Source organism: Bacillus sp. E214, from assembly GCF_008087365.1.
In the GTDB taxonomy this organism is placed as follows: domain Bacteria; phylum Bacillota; class Bacilli; order Bacillales; family Pradoshiaceae; genus Pradoshia.
The window spans coordinates 337,933-356,133 of record NZ_VENN01000001.1; the positions used below are offsets into that span (position 1 = coordinate 337,933).

Sequence of the window (18,201 nt, forward strand, 5' to 3'; positions counted from 1 at the left end):
ACCATTGGCGTCACCTTAGATGAATCTATCTTTTTAAATAAAAACTGCGCTCTTTTGCATGTGTTTTTAAAACTGAAATATGACAGTAAAGCATTGGTAATACAAGCCTTGCCTCTTCAGGAAAGGGTTCTTGACATTCTTTGATTTTCCGATTAAACTTGTATATTGTAAAGGTATTTCACTTAACAGAGTTGGAGGGTCAGTAATGCTCGAGAAAACAATGCGGATGAATTACCTATATGACTTCTATCAATCATTGCTGACACCAAAGCAAAAAAGTTATATGTCTCTTTATTATCTGGACGATTATTCCCTGGGTGAAATTGCCGATGAATATGAGGTGAGCCGCCAGGCCGTTTATGATAATATTAAGCGAACAGAAGCGATGCTTGAAGAATACGAGGCTAAGCTTTTACTGTTTTATAAATCACAGGAACGCAGCCTTTTGCTCAATAAGTTAGGAAGTTTAACAGAACAGATGAATGAAAATGATGTTAAAGAACAACTGATTGAGATTATAGCATCTCTTGAAAAGTTAGATTAGGAGGCGGCATAATGGCATTTGAAGGTTTAGCCGACCGACTGCAGGGCACTTTGCAAAGAATCCGAGGCAAGGGTAAAGTGACGGAAGCTGATGTAAAAGAAATGATGAGAGAAGTAAAGCTCGCACTTCTTGAAGCAGACGTTAACTTTAAAGTAGTTAAGGATTTTATCAAACGTGTCAATGAAAGGGCTATTGGTCAAGAAGTTTTAAAGAGCTTGACACCTGGTCAACAGGTAATCAAGGTCGTTAAGGAAGAATTGACGGAATTAATGGGTGGCGAACAAAGCAAGATTGCTGTTTCAAATCGTCCTCCAACTGTTATCCTTATGGTTGGTTTACAGGGTGCCGGTAAAACAACAACCACAGGTAAACTGGCTAATCTGCTTCGCAAGAAATATAATCGTAAACCAATGCTAGTTGCAGCCGATATTTATCGTCCCGCAGCAATTAAGCAGCTTGAAACTTTAGGCGGTCAGCTCTCTATGCCTGTCTTTTCTTTGGGAGATCAAGTAAGTCCTGTAGAAATTGCCAAGCAAGGGGTTGCCAAAGCTAAAGAAGAGCATTGCGATTATGTTTTAGTCGATACAGCAGGGCGTTTGCATATTGATGAAAATCTGATGGGCGAATTGGCTGAAATTAAAGAAGCTGTAAAACCAGATGAGATTTTCTTAGTTGTAGATGCCATGACAGGACAGGATGCAGTCAATGTAGCTAAAAGCTTTAACGACCAACTCGAAATCACCGGTGTTATTTTAACCAAATTGGATGGAGATACACGCGGTGGTGCAGCATTATCCATTCGTTCAGTAGCTGAAAAACCGATTAAGTTTGTCGGTATGGGTGAAAAGATGGATGCATTAGAGCCATTCCACCCGGAACGAATGGCTTCAAGGATTCTAGGGATGGGCGATGTTCTCACGCTGATTGAGAAGGCCCAAACTGATGTTGATGAGGAGAAAGCACGCGAACTCGAGAAGAAGATGCGTACAAACTCTTTCACATTTGATGATTTCCTCGAACAGCTAGCACAGGTCAAAAAAATGGGACCGCTGGATGACATTTTAAAAATGCTTCCAGGTGCAAACAAAATTAAAGGGATGAACAATCTTTCCATTGATGATAAGCAAATTGCTCATGTTGAGGCAATCATTCAATCAATGACGAAGAAAGAGAAGGATCAGCCTGAAATTATTAATGCCAGCAGACGTAAACGGATTGCTAAAGGAAGCGGAAGACCGATTCAGGAAGTAAACCGACTTCTAAAGCAATTTGAAGACATGAAGAAGTTGATGAAGCAAATGACTGGCATGCAGCAAAAAGGTAAGAAAAAAGGCGGCTTTAAGCTACCTTTTATGTAAAAAAATATGGGTGTTAAGAAAAAACACTTTACAAGGGTATATTGATTTGGTAATATACTATCTTGTGTGATACTATTCGGAGGTGCAAGTATAAAATGGCAGTAAAAATTCGTTTAAAACGTATGGGAGCTAAAAAGACTCCTTTCTATCGTATTGTAGTAGCAGATTCTCGTTCTCCTCGTGACGGTCGTTTCATTGAGACAGTTGGAACTTACAACCCAGTTGCAAACCCAGCTGAAGTGAAAATTGACGAGGAACTTACTTTACAATGGCTTCAAAATGGTGCTAAACCATCTGACACAGTTCGTAACTTGTTGTCAAAAGAAGGCATCATGGAAAAATTCCACAACGCGAAGCAAAGCAAGTAATATAAAGGTCCGTTATGATAGAATTGATTGAAACAATCGTAAAGCCTCTTGTCGATCATCCGGATGACGTGACCGTAGCAATGGATGAACAAGCCAATAAGATTGTTTTTACCCTGTCGGTCAATAAGAAAGACATGGGGAAGGTAATCGGCAAACAGGGGCGTGTAGCTAAAGCTATTCGAACAGTAGTGTATACTGCTGCATCCAAGAATGACAAAAAAGTCTATCTGGAAATACGCGATTGAAAAAAGGAGGGAGCAATCCCTCCTTTTTCTTATATATTCATGCATACTCACTAAGGGCTGAGCAAGAGGGCAAGGAGATGAGGTAACGAAGATGTTGCCACAGGATGTGGCGTTTTTAGTCTTCGTTCCTTGAATTAGGCCCTTCAGCTTTTGGTTGTCATCCAGCTTCATGAGCTAGGAGCTCGGGACATAAGCATAGCCTCTACAGGAGGGCAACAGGATGTTGGACACAAAGACGTTGCGACACGATGTGGCGTTCTTAGTCTTTGTACCTTACCCCCCCTTCCGAGCCTCTGTCTTATGCTCCTCACTCCTGGGCGAGCTCTTTCAGCTTTTGGTTGTCATCTAGCTTCGACGGCTAGAAGCTCAGGACATAAGCATGGTCTCTTCGGGAGGGGAGAGCGCCTCCCTCCGAACCCCTGTCTTATGCTCCTCGCTTCTGGGCGAGCCGTCTCAGCTTTTGGTTGTCATCTAGCTTCGGCTCCTAGACCCTCGAGACATAAGTGTAGCCACTGCGGGAGGAAAGGACGCCTCCCTACGTGCCTCCTCTTATGCTTGTCGGGTCTGAACAGTCGCCTCAGCTTTTGGTTGTCATTTATTGTGGTTCGGGATAGTATTAAGTTATGAATTATGAGGGTTTTGGGTTGGTTTTAGAGTGAAGTTTATAATCCATACATAGTACCGTGATTTGAAAGTAGCTATAATGATGATGAGTTGATAAGTTTCAGGATTTCTTCAGTACCGTAATACAATTGGTGGATTGGTATGTATGAAAGAGGTGCCATAATGAAAATACTTCAAAATGTTATAGTGAAACAGGTATTAACTGAGAAGAGTAAAATACAGCTGTTGGAGCAGTTTGAATATAAAAAAAGCGTTTTGAATAAAGAATGTGATCAATTGCGCTTTGAATTAAAGAAGCTGGAAAAAACAAAGAAATTTCAACCCGCAAGCTTAAAAACGCATTTTGAGAAAGAAATCGATATGCGTAAGGAAAAAGTGAAGCTGCTGGACTTTCAAATTCAACAGCTTGATATTCTCCCCTATGGGAGTGAATTAAAGGAACGAGAAGTTCAGGCAATAATTGATGTTGAAGTCGGGCAAAATTGGGAAGAAGTTGTACAAACTAAAACCATCATTATTAAAGATGGAATCATTGATGAATTTAAATAGAGGTGAACAGAAAGAAATGCAAAAATGGTTTAAAGTTGGCAAAATTGTTAATACCCACGGAATAAAAGGCGAGGTCAGGGTTATTTCAAGCACTGATTTCCCGGAAGAACGATATAAAAATGGGAGCACTTTATATATCTTTAAAAAGAGCTCAAATGAGCCTGTTGAAGTCACTGTTCAATCTTCAAGACAACACAAAAACTTTTATTTATTGACGTTTGAAGGGCATGGCACGATAGAATCAGTGGAGTCTTATAAAGAAGGCGTATTAAAGATATCAGAGGAACAAATGGGCAGCCTTGATGAAGGGGAATATTATTACCATGAAATCATCGGATGCACAGTACGTACTGCAGATGGTGCCGAATTGGGTGTGGTAAAAGAAATCCTTTCACCTGGAGCAAATGATGTATGGGTCATCAGCGGGAAAAACGGTAAAGAAGTATTGATTCCTTATATTGATGATGTTGTTAAAGAAATTGATGTAGATGCAAAAATGATCTCGATTGATCCGATGGAAGGACTGCTTGATTAATGAGAATCGATATCCTAACCTTATTTCCTGAAATGTTCAGCGGAGTGTTTGGATCCTCCATCCTTAAGAAGGCTGCTGAAAAACAGGCAGTTGAATACCATACCCATAATTTCCGGGAGTATTCAGATAACAAGCATCAATCTGTTGATGATTACCCATATGGCGGTGGGGCAGGAATGGTACTGAAACCTCAGCCGATTTTTGATTGCTTGGAGCAAATCACTCCAAAAGAGCAGAAGAAAAAGCCTCGGGTCATCCTTTTATGTCCACAGGGGGAACGCTATAACCAAGCTAAAGCAGAGGAACTGGCAAAGGAAGATCAGCTTATTTTCGTGTGCGGGCATTACGAAGGGTATGACGAAAGGATACGCGAACATGCGGTAACAGACGAAATATCAATTGGTGATTTCGTATTAACGGGTGGAGAGCTTGGAGCAATGGTGATCATCGATAGTGTAGTGCGGCTATTGCCAGGGGTGCTGGGGAATGAGGATTCACCTGTACTGGATTCATTTAGTTCAGGTCTTTTGGAACACCCTCATTATACGCGTCCGGCTGATTTTCGTGGGATGAAGGTCCCGGATGTTCTCATTTCGGGAAACCATAAATATATTGAGGAATGGAGAAAGAAAGAATCTTTGCGCAGAACCTGGCAAAGGCGTCCGGATTTATTGAATCATTATGATCTGACCAAAGAAGAAAAAAAATGGCTCGAAGAAATAAAAAATGAAGATAGATAGTTGCGCTTTAGGTGTTTTATATGATAAGATACATTTTGTGAGTTAGGCTGTAAAGCCTTGCTTTTATAACAATGTTCCGCTGTCATTATCTCGAGAAGGGGTGGCAAGAGCATTGGGTGGAAGGAGTTGAATACGATGCATAAATTAATCGAAGAAATCACGAAGGATCAATTAAGAACTGATCTTCCTACTTTCCGTTCCGGTGATACTGTAAGAGTACACGTTAAGGTTGTTGAGGGAACTCGTGAACGTATTCAGGTATACGAAGGCGTAGTAATCAAGCGTCGTGGAGGCGGAATCAGTGAAACTTTCACAGTCCGCAAAATTTCCTATGGTGTAGGTGTTGAACGTGCATTCCCATTGCACACACCACGTATCGCTAAATTGGAAGTTATCCGTCGCGGTAAAGTACGTCGTGCTAAGCTTTATTACTTGCGTAACCTACGCGGTAAAGCAGCACGTATTAAAGAAATCCGATAATTACGTGTTTAACGTGAGTGGATACAAGGAGCTTGTGCTGACACAAGCTCCTTTTTCACATTAAACATCAAATTATTGCTTTTTTATGTGAAAAGTATATATTTATACATATATAGAGAAGATATAGGCGGTGTACGAATATGGCTAAGTCTAAAGGGAAAAGTGAAATCCTCGAGTGGGTTAAAGCTTTAGTTATTGCAATAGTATTGGCAGCAATCATCCGATATTTCCTATTTGCACCTATATTGGTTGATGGTTTATCGATGATGCCAACCCTTCATAATGAAAATAGAATGGTAGTCAATAAAATGTCCTATAAAATCGGTGAACCTGAGCGATTTGATATAGTGGTATTTCACGCTACAGAAGAAAAAGATTACATTAAAAGAGTAATTGGCTTACCTGGAGATAAAATAGAATATAAAGATGATACTTTATATATTAATGGCAAGGCATATGAAGAGCCTTACCTGGATGAAGCCAAGGAACAAATGATTGAAGGACCTTTGACAGAACCATTTACACTGGAAGAAATTATTGGCCAGGAAACGGTTCCCGAGGGTGAAGTGTTTGTGATGGGGGATAATCGAAGATACTCGAAAGATAGCCGCCATATTGGAACGATCAAGCAAAGTGAGATTTTGGGCAAAACCAGTCTAGTGTACTGGCCGTTAAAAGAATTTAGAATTGTTGACTAATGACTGAAAAGGTGAAAGTATGACGATACAATGGTTTCCCGGGCATATGGCTAAAGCTCGGCGTGAAGTAACAGAAAAATTAAAGCTGGTAGACATAATATTTGAGCTAGTAGATGCTCGGCTTCCCCAATCATCTAGAAATCCTATGATTGATGAAATTATTCAGCATAAACCGCGGCTGGTGATTTTAAATAAGGCAGATATGGCAGATCAAAGTAAAACAAATCAATGGTTAGCCTATTTCGAAGCTAAGGGAATTAAAGCCGTAGCCGTAAATGCACATCAAGGGACAGGCTTGAAAAGTATTATGGCGGGAGCTCAAGAAGTTCTTAAAGAAAAAATAGAAAAGATGAAATCTAGAGGAATAAAACCACGTGCAATCCGTGCCATGATTGTCGGAATTCCCAATGTTGGGAAGTCTACATTAATAAATAGGCTTGCTGGAAAAAATATTGCCAAAACCGGTAATATGCCAGGTGTGACAAAAGCGCAGCAATGGATTAAAGTTGGTAAGGAGCTTGAACTATTGGACACTCCTGGTATCCTATGGCCGAAGTTTGAGGATCAGGAAGTCGGCTGTAAACTAGCTGTAACAGGAGCTATTAAGGATACCATTTTAAATCTTCATGATATTGCAATCTATGGATTGAAATTTTTGGAGAGGGAATATCCAGCGCGTTTGCTCGATGGGTATAAGCTTGAGGAAATTCCAGAAGAAATTGTGGAAGCCTTTGACCAAGTAGGGAAATTGCGAGGATGTTTAGCTGGCGGTGGCATAGTGGATTATGATAAAACTGCTGAATTGATTATAAGAGATATCCGTACACAAAAATTTGGAAGATTAACGTTTGAATCTCCATTTGAATTGGAATCTGATATATAATAAAAAACTAGAAGGCCCCCTTGTTTGGGGGTCTTTACATTTGTGTGCCAAAACCGATATTAATTAGGAAGGATAGCAGAAATGACGAATTCACTTACCATTTCAGAAATAAAAAATAAGCTTAAAGAGCTAGAAACCATCGAGGATCCGTTTGTTCAGGAATGCCGCAAGGATCAGCGTAAAGGCGTCCAGGTTGCCCTCTCAGGCTTTGAAAGAGCAATTGCCAGGAAAGTAGAGGAAAGACGCCATTTCGACTCCATATCGGTTTTTGAGAACCAACTAAGGGATGAAGGATATCAATATATAGTGGGCATAGACGAAGCAGGCAGAGGGCCGCTTGCTGGTCCTGTAGTAGCAGGGGCTGTGATTTTGCCTGAAAACTTTTATTTAGCCGGCCTTACTGACTCAAAGAAACTCTCTGCTGCAAAAAGAGAGCAATACTACGAGTACATACTGGAAAATGCGCTTGCGGTTGGGGTTGGCATTATACACAGTGAGGAAATCGACAAAATAAATATTTATGAAGCTGCCAAAAAGGCGATGCTTTCAGCAGTGAATCAGTTAAAAGTATTCCCGGAATATGCATTGATAGATGCTATGAAGTTAGACTTGCCTATACCACAGATGTCGCTGATTAAAGGGGATGCCAAGTCTATCTCTATTGCAGCTGCTTCAGTCATTGCCAAAGAAACGAGAGACAGACTTATGAAGGAATATGCAGAAATCTATCCACAATATGGATTTGATAAGCATATGGGGTATGGAACGAGCAGTCATTTAGAAGCTATCGAAAAGTATGGTCCGGTTGATTGGCACAGGATGACATTTGCTCCTTTAAAGAATAATTACTGATAAGAGAGGTGTGATTTTTTGCAGCCTGTCATAAATATAGATTCATGGATCAATAAACTGGCTTATAGCAAGGTATCAACAGGCTTCAGAGATGGCCAAATATTTGCTGGAAAAATCACGAAATTTTATCCTCATAATATGGCGGAAGTTCTCGTAAATGGAACAAAAATGATAGCGAAATTGGATGTATCAGTGGAAGCGCATGTGCGCCAATTATTTCAGGTCAGGCAAACAGAAAATGGTTTGATGCAATTAAAGGTATTGCCTTTTGGCAGTGGAATATCAAAGCCCGATTTGCCCGCTCAACTATTAAGTGCATTCCAGATAAAGGCATCAAGGGCGGGGGGAAATCTGGCTGAAATGGTGATTGCCAACCAGCTGGCTGTGACGAAAGATAGCTTTACCAGGGCTTTAAACTGGCTGAATTCAACAGGCGATCCATCGATAGGAATGCCAACCATTAAATTAGCGTACATGAACCAGCTTCCGATACATAAAACTGTGTTGGATGCTCTTTTATCACTGAAAACTGGAGAATCATTAACTAGTATGCTTGATTCCCTGACAAAATATCTTAAGACTTCCGACAATCTAGGTAAATATGCTCATATAATAAATAGATTAGAGGAATTTCTTCAGACAGGTAAGAGGGAAGCCTTTCAAGGGATAGCTATGTCTCTTATGGACGAGAATATGGAAATTTTTCAAAAGGCTGGGCTGATCCTTAAGGAAGGAGAGGTAATTTTATCGAATTCTAGTCATAATAGATTACAGGAATGGATAGAAAGGGTATTTAGTGGAAATAGCACACGTCCCCCTGAACTAACAGCAGAAGAATGGCAAAAGGTTCAGGAAAAAATTTTGAAAAGTGATCTGTTTAGTCATCTTGATAAGAATAACACCTTATATAAGGCGATGAACTCCATCATGCAATCACTAGGAATTAAGGATCAATCAAAACAGCCTGAGACAAGTATAGTAAAGGATACATTGATACAATTGACGGCCGAAAAAACACCCATCCAACTAAAAAACCAGGCTGAAGCCATTCTGACAAGGTTAGCCGCGTTTCAATTATTATCCCAGGAAACCGGACCACTGCAGAATGTATTTATGCAGATTCCAGTTCCCTTAACTTCGGTTAAAGGTGATTTGACATTGCAATGGACTGGTCGAAAACGAGAAGATGGGACAATTGATCCAGCATATTGCCGAATTGTATTTTATTTAGAGCTAGCCCACTTAAAAGAAACCGTTATTGATATGAATATCCAAAACCGGATCATTAGTTTAAAGATATGGACTGGGGAGAAAAAGGAGGCAAATATTGCTGCCAGTTCCCTGGTGACCATACTGAAGGAAAATTTAGAGGAGAAGGGGTATATTCTATCAACTGTAAAAATTGCTGATTTTTCGCAGGAGAAGTCTGTAAATTCTGAAATAAGTAAATCATATTATCCCTCTTTTGGGTATACCGGGGTTGATTATAAAATATGAAAAAAAGCAGAAAATCTGCCTCTGTTTTAAAATATGAGGAAAATCAGGATGTCTCCCCAAAATTAATAGCTAAGGGAAAAGGTATTGTAGCTGATCATATCTTAAAGGAAGCTGTAAAACATGAGATTCCTGTCCGAAAGGATCCTAGTCTTACAGAATTACTATCACAGCTTGAGATTAATCAATCGATTCCTGAGGAACTTTATCAGGCAGTTGCAGAGGTTTTTGCCTTTATATATAAGGTTGACCATAAAACTAGTAAATAATTTATAGAAAGGGTTTCCTAAGAGATAGAGAATTTCGCCATAGAATACCTGTGTATTGTGGACAGGTCTTTTAGTTTGAAAAATATGGGTAAATAAGGAGTGGGCGTGATCGATTTTTTTTCTGTTTCTAATGATTATTTTCATTCTGGCAGCGAATTTAATTGCGTTCTTTGTTTTTAATAAAAAGCGCAATTTGTATCTAGCTGCATTAGTCACTTTATTATTGGCCGGTGTGTTTGGTTTAGTCGCTGGAATGTTAGCCGTCTGGCTGATAGAAGATGGATTTGCGTTCTTTTACGGATTTAACATAGCAGCTATTTTGCTGTGGAATAGTATCGCCGTCTTTTTGATTGCCATCATCGTTTCGCTTGTTAAATTGTATCGAAAACAAACCTAATGGATATAGCTCCTGAAGTTGGGATGAAGCGAAAAGCTAAAAAGAAAAGTTGTGAGATTTTGAGGGAGTAGTGGATAGAATTATCTTCTATTACTATAGTAACTTATCCGAAGAAGTTTTCTACGGAATGCCAAAATATATATCTTTTTTGAAGGCTGAAAATGATGATTTCAGCCTTTCTTTTAGTATGCTTTCTTTATCATTTTATGTAATAAGTGTAAAAAAATTACCGATATTTGGTGAAATCGCTTTAAATTATTGGACTTTGAATACTAGTTTTAATACAATGAAAACGCAATATATTTTTTATAGTCTGAAAGTTTTGATGGGAGGATAAGAAATGAATATCCATGAGTATCAAGGTAAAGAGATCCTCAGACAATACGGGGTAAATGTTCCAAATGGAAAAGTCGCTTTTTCTGTTGAGGAAGCAGTTAACGCAGCAAGTGAACTTGGAACTGCGGTTACTGTTGTGAAAGCTCAAATCCATGCGGGTGGAAGAGGGAAAGCTGGCGGTGTCAAGGTTGCCAAATCGCTGGATGAGGTTCGTACATATGCTGGTGAAATACTCGGCAAAGTATTGGTAACGCATCAAACGGGTCCGGATGGTAAAGAAGTAAAACGCTTACTTATTGAAGAAGGCTGTGACATCAAGAAAGAATATTATGTTGGGCTTGTTCTTGATAGAGCAACTTCAAGAGTTGTATTAATGGCTTCTGAAGAGGGCGGAACAGAAATAGAAGAAGTTGCAGAAAAGACACCGGAAAAAATCTTCAAGGAAGTTATTGATCCTGTAATCGGATTAACACCATTCCAAGCTAGAAGAATAGCTTTTAATATTAATATACCAAAAGAATTAATCAACAAAGCAGCTAAATTTATGACTAGTCTTTATACGGCATTTATTGAAAAAGACTGTTCTATTGCTGAAATCAATCCTTTAGTCGTTACAGGCGACGGAGAAGTGATGGCTTTGGATGCTAAGTTGAATTTTGACGAAAATGCGCTTTATCGCCACAAGGATATTGTCGCTTATCGAGATCTTGAGGAAGAAGATCCAAAAGAAATCGAAGCTTCCAAATACGACCTAAGCTATATATCTCTTGATGGCAATATCGGCTGCATGGTTAATGGCGCAGGACTTGCGATGTCAACAATGGATATTATTAATCACTATGGTGGCACTCCAGCCAACTTCCTCGATGTTGGGGGCAGTGCAACGGCTGAAAAAGTTACGGAAGCATTTAAGATTATCCTTTCAGACAGCCATGTTAAGGGGATTTTTGTAAATATATTTGGCGGCATAATGAAATGTGATGTTATTGCTGAGGGCGTTGTTGAAGCAGCTAAACAGGTTAGCTTACAGGTACCGCTGGTCGTACGCCTAGAAGGTACGAATGTAGACCTTGGTAAAAAGATATTAGAGGAATCCGGTATTAATGTCACAGCTGCAGAATCAATGGCTGATGGTGCACAAAAAATCGTTTCGTTAATAGGCTAAGACTGGAGGATATATGAAATGAGCGTATTTGTTAATAAAGATTCAAAAGTGATTGTACAAGGTATTACAGGATCTACAGCCCGTTTTCATACGAAGCAAATGTTAGAATACGGCACGAATATTGTTGGCGGTGTAACACCTGGTAAAGGCGGCGCTGAGGCTGAGGGTGTTCCTGTCTTCAATACCGTAATTGAAGCAAAAGAAGCAACAGGTGCCAATGTATCAGTTATCTATGTACCAGCTCCTTTTGCTGCAGATTCCATTCTTGAAGCAGTTGACGCAGAGCTTGATCTTGTCATCTGTATTACAGAGCATATCCCTGTATTGGACATGGTAAAAGTAAAACGTTATATGGAAGGGAAGAAAACACGTCTAATCGGGCCGAACTGTCCGGGCGTTATTACTCCTGAAGAATGTAAGGTAGGGATCATGCCTGGTTATATCCACAGAAAAGGGCATATTGGCGTTGTTTCTCGCTCGGGTACATTAACCTATGAAGCGGTGCATCAATTAACTCAGGCGGGCTTTGGACAGTCATCAGCAGTTGGTATTGGTGGCGACCCTGTCAATGGAACTGATTTCATCGACGTTTTAAAAGCTTTTAATGAAGATCCTGAAACGTATGCGGTGATTATGATCGGTGAAATAGGTGGTACAGCGGAAGAAGAAGCAGCCCAATGGGTGAAAGAAAATATGACAAAACCGGTTACCGGATTTATCGGAGGCCGTACTGCTCCTCCAGGGAAACGAATGGGCCATGCAGGCGCCATTATATCCGGCGGAAAAGGAACAGCCGATGAGAAAATTCGGGTGTTGAATGAATGCGGTATTAAAGTGGCTGAAACTCCGGCTGTAATGGGTGAAACGATGCTAAGTGTATTAAAAGAAAAAGGGCTATACGATAAATGTAAAACGCATTAATAATAAGACAGGCCTCCCCTTATCCTTTTTTAGGGGAGCGTCTTTTATATTAAAAATATTAAGAGGTGAAGCTGTTATGGATGAATGGAAGAATAGGCTTGTGCACCTGGATCATTGTCGGGGTATGAGTTGGAAAGCTAAATTTCGCATATTGAAAGATGATCCGAACCTTCAGAAGATGTATGATCAGCCCTACCGTTATTGGGTGGAAACATTGGATTTATCCCCGTCAAAAATCTCCTTCTTCATGAAAGACCTCCACAATGAAGATCTTCAAAAAATGCCTTCTATATATGAGAAAAACCACATCCGCTGTATAACATTCCTCGATGACCTATATCCCGGACAACTTTCTGTTATTTATCAACAACCATGGATTTTATATTGCAAAGGAAATCCTGAACTCTTGCATAATTCAAGGATATTAGCCATAATAGGTAGCCGTGCCCCTACTGAATACGGAAAAAAGACGGTTAACTATCTAATTCCTGATTTAGTTAATGCAGATGTTTGTATTGCTAGTGGATTAGCAAGAGGGATCGATTCACATGCACAACATAAAGCTCTCCAAAGCGGTGGAAAGGTTATAGCTGTTATTGGTGGTGGGCTTTTTAATATTTATCCAAAGGAAAATACAAAACTTGCTGAATTAATTATGAAAAATGGTGTAGTATTGTCTGAATATCCACCCATCATGAAACCGGAACCCTGGCATTTTCCTATGAGAAACAGAATTATTAGTGGTTTATCACGGGCTATACTAGTGGTAGAGGGAAAACAAAGAAGTGGGACATTTATCACAATCCAGCATGGGTTAGAACAGGGTAAAGATATCTATGCGGTACCGGGCAGTGTGTTTTCTGAACTGTCTGCAGGCCCGCATGAGCTGATTAAAGAGGGTGCCAAATTAATCAATCATGCTAATGACATTATCTATGAGTGGTGACATCAACAGAGCTTCGGGACATCCATGGATAAAGATTACCATTTTGTTAGTTAGGCTATTTTAAAACTATTTAAGTTGCAAAATTATAATTTCTGTTATACATTGTGCTTCAGACAAGGTTTTTTGGTCAGGGTAATTATTCAGATTATATTGATTGTTGTTAATAGTAAAAAAATCATTAGAACATATCATTGACAGAAGTAAATCTAAACCTTCATAATCATACATGCATGAATATAGAGAATGATACCCTCTTAAGGAGGAAAGAAATGGCGGATTATTTAGTTATAGTGGAATCGCCTGCTAAAGCGAAAACCATTGAAAAATATTTAGGAAAAAAATATAAAGTGAAAGCATCCATGGGCCATGTACGTGATTTACCGAAGAGCCAGATGGGTGTAGATTTTGAACACAATTATCAATTGAAATATATCACCATTCGCGGTAAAGGTGATGTACTTAAAGATTTAAAGACAGCCGCAAAAAAAGCTAAGAAAGTCTATCTCGCAGCTGACCCCGACAGAGAAGGGGAAGCAATCGCGTGGCATTTAGCTCATAGTCTCGGTGTGGATGTAAGCTCTGATTGCCGTGTCGTATTTAATGAAATAACAAAAGACGCAATTAAAGAATCATTTAAACATCCAAGACCTATTAAAATGAATCTGGTAGATGCACAGCAAGCGAGAAGAGTATTAGACCGTATTGTGGGATACAGCATAAGCCCAATTCTATGGAAAAAAATAAAAAAAGGCCTAAGTGCCGGACGTGTTCAATCGGTTGCTGTCCGTCTAATTATCGATCGTGAGAAAGAAATAGCAGCATTTGAGCCGGAAGAGTATTGGTCCATTAATGGATCGTTTCTGAAAGGCAAGAAGGATTTTGAAGCTAACTTTCAATCTTTGAATGGCAAGAAAGTTCCGTTGCAATCCAAAGACGATGTAAATAATATACTTTCAAAATTAAATGGAAACGAATTCTTAGTACAATCGGTAACGAAGAAGGAGCGAAAACGTAATCCAGCTCCTCCGTTTACAACATCATCCCTGCAACAGGAAGCGGCTCGTAAACTTAATTTCAGAGCAAAGAAAACCATGATGATTGCACAGCAACTGTATGAAGGTATTGAGATTGGCAAAGAAGGAACTGTCGGTCTGATTACGTATATGAGAACGGACTCTACCAGGATTTCAGAAACTGCTCAAAAAGAAGCAAGCGGATGGATTACATCTCAGTTTGGGGAAGAGTACTTACCAAAGACCCAAAGGAAGGATAAGCAAACATCTGGAGCACAGGATGCCCATGAGGCGGTAAGGCCGACCGGGGTAATCAGGGAACCTTCTATGATAAAGCAATATCTCTCTCGTGACCAATACCGCTTATATAAATTAATATGGGAACGATTTGTTGCCAGCCAGATGGCGCCTGCCATTATGGACACGATGGCCGTAGATTTAAAAAACGGTGATGTCGTATTTAGAGCAAATGGGTCAAAAGTAAAATTTGCCGGTTTTATGAAAGTATATATTGAAGGCAATGATGATAATAATGAAGAAAAGGAAAATTTACTGCCAGATCTAAAAGAAGGGGATGTTGTATTTTCAAAAGACATTGAGTCAAATCAACATTTTACTCAGCCGCCGCCTCGTTATACAGAAGCAAGGCTGGTTAAAACCCTTGAGGAATTAGGCATTGGCAGACCATCAACCTATGCGCCAACACTTGATACTATCCAAAAGAGAGGCTATGTAGCTCTAGATAATAAGCGCTTTGTTCCGACAGAGCTTGGAGAGATTATTATTGAAGTTATGAGTGAATTCTTTCCTGACATCCTGGACGTCGAATTCACAGCTAAAATGGAAAACGAACTGGATAATGTAGAAGATGGTGAAGTTGAATGGGTTAATATTATCGATCATTTCTACAAAGAGTTCGAAAAGGATTTAGCCAAGGCTGAAGAAGAGATGAAAGAAATCGAAATAAAGGATGAACCAACAGGCGAATCATGTGAGGAATGTGGATCGGCGATGGTGTACAAGATGGGGCGTTATGGAAAATTTGCAGCATGCAGTAATTTCCCGGATTGCCGGAATACCAAGCCGATTGTCAAAGAAATCGGTGTGAAATGTCCTAAATGTCATGAAGGCAATATCGTTGAACGAAAAAGCAAAAAACGCCGCATCTTTTATGGCTGTGATCGTTACCCGGCCTGTGAATTCATTTCTTGGGATAAGCCAATACAGCGACCTTGTCCAAAATGTCAAGGACCGTTAGTTGAGAAAAAACTTAAAAAAGGCATTCAAGTTACATGTCTTGATTGCAATTATAAGGAAGAACCACAAAGTTAAAGGAAGGAAGAGCTGAGGCTCTTCCTTCTTAAATCTCAATAAAATACGTGAAATATCCTGAAACTTTTTAATAACAGATACGTATGACTTATAAAACATATTGTTTTTAAATGAGTTACATGATATAACGATTTACGTAATAAATATAGCTGGAGGGTATACATAATGCAAAGAGTAATAGTAGTAGGTGCCGGATTAGCTGGCAGCGAAGCGGCCTGGCAATTGGCCGAGAGAGGCATACAGGTTGATTTATATGAGATGAGACCTGTGAAACAAACTCCGGCACATCATACAGATAAGTTCGCTGAATTGGTTTGCAGCAATTCTTTGCGAGCAAATACTTTAACCAATGCGGTTGGAGTATTGAAAGAGGAAATGCGTCAATTAAACTCACTTATTATTGATTCTGCAGATCACTGTTCTGTACCGGCTGGAGGAGCACTGGCTGTTGACCGCCATGAGTTTGCAGGCAGAGTAACAGAAACATTAAGAAATCATCCAAATGTAACGATTCATAATGAGGAATTAACGGAAATACCAAAAGATGAGATAACGATTATTGCGACGGGGCCTCTTACCAGTGAATTATTATCACGTGAAATCAGCCAATTAACAGGAGAGGACTATTTTTATTTTTATGATGCGGCTGCACCGATTATTGAAAAAGACAGTATTGATTTAGACAAAGTTTATTTGAAATCACGCTATGATAAAGGGGAAGCAGCTTATTTAAATTGCCCAATGACTGAAGAGGAATTTAATACTTTTTATGACGCGCTAATTGAAGCAGAAACTGTTCCGTTAAAAGAGTTTGAAAAGGAAATTTTCTTTGAAGGATGCATGCCTATTGAAGTGATGGCAAAGCGAGGAAAGAAAACCATGCTGTTTGGCCCGATGAAGCCGGTTGGCCTAGAAGATCCTAAAACGGGAAAACGACCGTATGCAGTTGTGCAGCTTCGTCAGGATGATGCAGCTGGAACATTGTATAATATTGTTGGCTTCCAAACTCATTTAAAATGGGGCCCGCAAAAAGAAGTGATTAGATTAATTCCAGGTCTGGAAAATGCTGAAATTGTAAGATATGGTGTTATGCACAGAAATACCTTTATCAATTCGCCTAAAGTGCTGGAAGCTACATATCAGCTAAAAGAAAAGCCTAATTTATTCTTCGCAGGTCAAATGACAGGTGTAGAGGGATATGTAGAATCGGCAGCGTCAGGCTTAATTGCAGGTATTAATGCAGCTCGGATGGCTTCAGGACAGGAACCATTAACCTTCCCTCAGGAAACAGCAATGGGAAGCATGGCTCACTATATCACCTCAACTAATTCCAAAAACTTCCAACCTATGAATGCTAATTTTGGCTTATTCCCGGATTTAGGAAGGAAAATTAAATCCAAACAAGAACGAGCTGAAGCTCACGCTGAACGTGCTTTACAAACAATTCGGAACTTTTTGAATAGTTTGTAAAATAATTGCAAGGGTTACTATTATATGTTAGTATTTAGTAGCCCTTGATAAGGAGTGACTTTTTTGAATAATGGAACTTCTTTAGAATTTTATATAAAGTATTTACAAATCGAAAAAAACTATTCAAAATATACTATTGCATATTACAAACAGGATATAGAGGAATTTTTCTTGTTCATGAGTGAACAAGTTATTTCCAGTTTGAAAACAGTCACATATCCCGATGCTCGATTATATGTTACGAATCTCACTGAACGTAATTTGTCTAAAAGAAGTATCAGCAGAAAAATATCTTGCTTACGATCGTTTTATAAGTTTCTCATGAGGGAAAATATGGTGGATGAAAATCCATTTGCAATGCTTTCATTGCCAAAAAAGGAACAGAGGCTGCCTAGGTTTATGTATGAAGAAGAGATGGAAGCGATATTTTCAGCTATCGATCATACTTCTACTATAGGAAAGCGGGACTTGGCTATTTTAGAACTTTTGTATGCAACAGGTATGAGGGTAAGTGAATGTTGCAGTGTGGAACTGGGCGATTTGGATTTTTCTCTTATGACTGTTCTTGCTCATGGGAAGGGGAAGAAGGATCGTTATATTCCTTTTGGCGAACATGCTAAAAAAGCATTGCAGGAATATATTGAAGGACCCAGAAATGAATTAATACAAAAATCTTCACAACAGCACGCGTTTCTGTTTGTTAACCAAAGAGGTAACCCTTTAACTCCAAGGGGTGTTCGGTATATTTTAACGAATATTATAGATAAAGCTTCCGTTAATAAACATCTATATCCACATATGCTGCGGCATAGTTTTGCAACACACCTATTAAATAGCGGTGCGGATATACGCTCTGTACAGGAACTTCTCGGTCATTCCTCCATACAGGCGACGCAGGTTTATACGCATGTCAGTAAGGAAAGACTAAGAGAGGTTTATAGAAACAGCCATCCGAGAGCTTAAAGATATTTGCCTTAATTTT

At 39.4% G+C, this 18,201-nt stretch carries 21 protein-coding genes; all 21 read left to right on the plus strand.

What is annotated here, in order from left to right:
* The first annotated feature begins 205 nt into the window (after positions 1 to 205).
* Positions 206 to 544, plus strand: coding sequence for a putative DNA-binding protein (locus FHY47_RS01595; protein ID WP_066100523.1), 339 nt, complete (start codon positions 206 to 208; stop codon positions 542 to 544).
* 11 nt (positions 545 to 555) lie between these two features.
* A complete protein-coding gene (gene ffh / locus FHY47_RS01600) occupies positions 556 to 1,902 on the plus strand; it encodes a signal recognition particle protein (RefSeq protein ID WP_066100520.1) in 1,347 nt (448 codons plus the stop codon).
* Between the two features lie 95 nt (positions 1,903 to 1,997).
* Complete coding sequence (gene rpsP, locus FHY47_RS01605) at positions 1,998 to 2,270, plus strand: 30S ribosomal protein S16 (protein ID WP_066100518.1); 273 nt, start codon at positions 1,998 to 2,000, stop codon at positions 2,268 to 2,270.
* Positions 2,271 to 2,284: 14 nt separating this feature from the next.
* On the plus strand, positions 2,285 to 2,515 hold the full coding sequence (locus FHY47_RS01610) for a KH domain-containing protein (RefSeq protein ID WP_066100515.1): 231 nt from the start codon (positions 2,285 to 2,287) through the stop codon (positions 2,513 to 2,515).
* 786 nt (positions 2,516 to 3,301) lie between these two features.
* Positions 3,302 to 3,688: a YlqD family protein gene (locus tag FHY47_RS01615; protein WP_066102285.1), complete on the plus strand. Its 387-nt coding sequence runs from the start codon at positions 3,302 to 3,304 to the stop codon at positions 3,686 to 3,688.
* A gap of 16 nt (positions 3,689 to 3,704) precedes the next feature.
* The gene (gene rimM / locus FHY47_RS01620) at positions 3,705 to 4,223 is read left to right on the plus strand and encodes a ribosome maturation factor RimM (protein ID WP_139891559.1); all 519 of its coding nucleotides are present in this window, start codon (positions 3,705 to 3,707) and stop codon (positions 4,221 to 4,223) included.
* Complete coding sequence (gene trmD / locus FHY47_RS01625; RefSeq protein WP_066100512.1) at positions 4,223 to 4,963, plus strand: tRNA (guanosine(37)-N1)-methyltransferase TrmD; 741 nt, start codon at positions 4,223 to 4,225, stop codon at positions 4,961 to 4,963. Before rimM ends, trmD begins: the two co-directional genes overlap by 1 nt.
* A 135-nt stretch (positions 4,964 to 5,098) precedes the next feature.
* Positions 5,099 to 5,443, plus strand: a complete 345-nt coding sequence (gene rplS / locus FHY47_RS01630) for a 50S ribosomal protein L19 (RefSeq protein ID WP_066100509.1) — start codon at positions 5,099 to 5,101, stop codon at positions 5,441 to 5,443.
* A 140-nt stretch (positions 5,444 to 5,583) separates the two neighbouring features.
* Complete coding sequence (gene lepB / locus FHY47_RS01635; RefSeq protein ID WP_066100505.1) at positions 5,584 to 6,141, plus strand: signal peptidase I; 558 nt, start codon at positions 5,584 to 5,586, stop codon at positions 6,139 to 6,141.
* Positions 6,142 to 6,160: 19 nt separating this feature from the next.
* Entirely contained in the window at positions 6,161 to 7,024 is an 864-nt protein-coding gene (gene ylqF / locus FHY47_RS01640) for a ribosome biogenesis GTPase YlqF (RefSeq protein WP_066100502.1), read from the plus strand.
* Positions 7,025 to 7,105: 81 nt separating this feature from the next.
* The gene (locus FHY47_RS01645; RefSeq protein ID WP_066100499.1) at positions 7,106 to 7,876 is read left to right on the plus strand and encodes a ribonuclease HII; all 771 of its coding nucleotides are present in this window, start codon (positions 7,106 to 7,108) and stop codon (positions 7,874 to 7,876) included.
* Between the two features lie 18 nt (positions 7,877 to 7,894).
* A complete protein-coding gene (locus FHY47_RS01650) occupies positions 7,895 to 9,373 on the plus strand; it encodes a hypothetical protein (RefSeq protein ID WP_148629559.1) in 1,479 nt (492 codons plus the stop codon).
* Positions 9,370 to 9,639 carry an EscU/YscU/HrcU family type III secretion system export apparatus switch protein gene (locus FHY47_RS01655; protein WP_139891260.1) on the plus strand — a complete coding sequence of 90 codons (270 nt, stop codon included), beginning with the start codon at positions 9,370 to 9,372 and terminating at the stop codon, positions 9,637 to 9,639. The genes FHY47_RS01650 and FHY47_RS01655 overlap by 4 nt, the downstream gene beginning before the upstream one ends.
* A 130-nt stretch (positions 9,640 to 9,769) precedes the next feature.
* Positions 9,770 to 10,036, plus strand: coding sequence for a 3-isopropylmalate dehydrogenase (locus tag FHY47_RS01660; protein WP_148629560.1), 267 nt, complete (start codon positions 9,770 to 9,772; stop codon positions 10,034 to 10,036).
* 70 nt (positions 10,037 to 10,106) lie between these two features.
* Entirely contained in the window at positions 10,107 to 10,373 is a 267-nt protein-coding gene (locus tag FHY47_RS18785; RefSeq protein WP_187393409.1) for a hypothetical protein, read from the plus strand.
* 3 nt (positions 10,374 to 10,376) lie between these two features.
* Entirely contained in the window at positions 10,377 to 11,537 is a 1,161-nt protein-coding gene (gene sucC / locus FHY47_RS01665) for an ADP-forming succinate--CoA ligase subunit beta (protein WP_148629561.1), read from the plus strand.
* A gap of 18 nt (positions 11,538 to 11,555) precedes the next feature.
* On the plus strand, positions 11,556 to 12,458 hold the full coding sequence (gene sucD, locus FHY47_RS01670) for a succinate--CoA ligase subunit alpha (protein WP_066100471.1): 903 nt from the start codon (positions 11,556 to 11,558) through the stop codon (positions 12,456 to 12,458).
* Positions 12,459 to 12,534: 76 nt separating this feature from the next.
* A complete protein-coding gene (dprA, locus tag FHY47_RS01675) occupies positions 12,535 to 13,404 on the plus strand; it encodes a DNA-processing protein DprA (protein ID WP_148629562.1) in 870 nt (289 codons plus the stop codon).
* A gap of 269 nt (positions 13,405 to 13,673) precedes the next feature.
* Positions 13,674 to 15,749 carry a type I DNA topoisomerase gene (gene topA, locus FHY47_RS01680; protein WP_148629563.1) on the plus strand — a complete coding sequence of 692 codons (2,076 nt, stop codon included), beginning with the start codon at positions 13,674 to 13,676 and terminating at the stop codon, positions 15,747 to 15,749.
* A 165-nt stretch (positions 15,750 to 15,914) separates the two neighbouring features.
* On the plus strand, positions 15,915 to 17,219 hold the full coding sequence (gene trmFO, locus FHY47_RS01685) for an FADH(2)-oxidizing methylenetetrahydrofolate--tRNA-(uracil(54)-C(5))-methyltransferase TrmFO (protein ID WP_139891257.1): 1,305 nt from the start codon (positions 15,915 to 15,917) through the stop codon (positions 17,217 to 17,219).
* Between the two features lie 63 nt (positions 17,220 to 17,282).
* Positions 17,283 to 18,182: a tyrosine recombinase XerC gene (gene xerC, locus FHY47_RS01690; protein WP_140461264.1), complete on the plus strand. Its 900-nt coding sequence runs from the start codon at positions 17,283 to 17,285 to the stop codon at positions 18,180 to 18,182.
* The last annotated feature ends 19 nt before the right edge of the window (positions 18,183 to 18,201 follow it).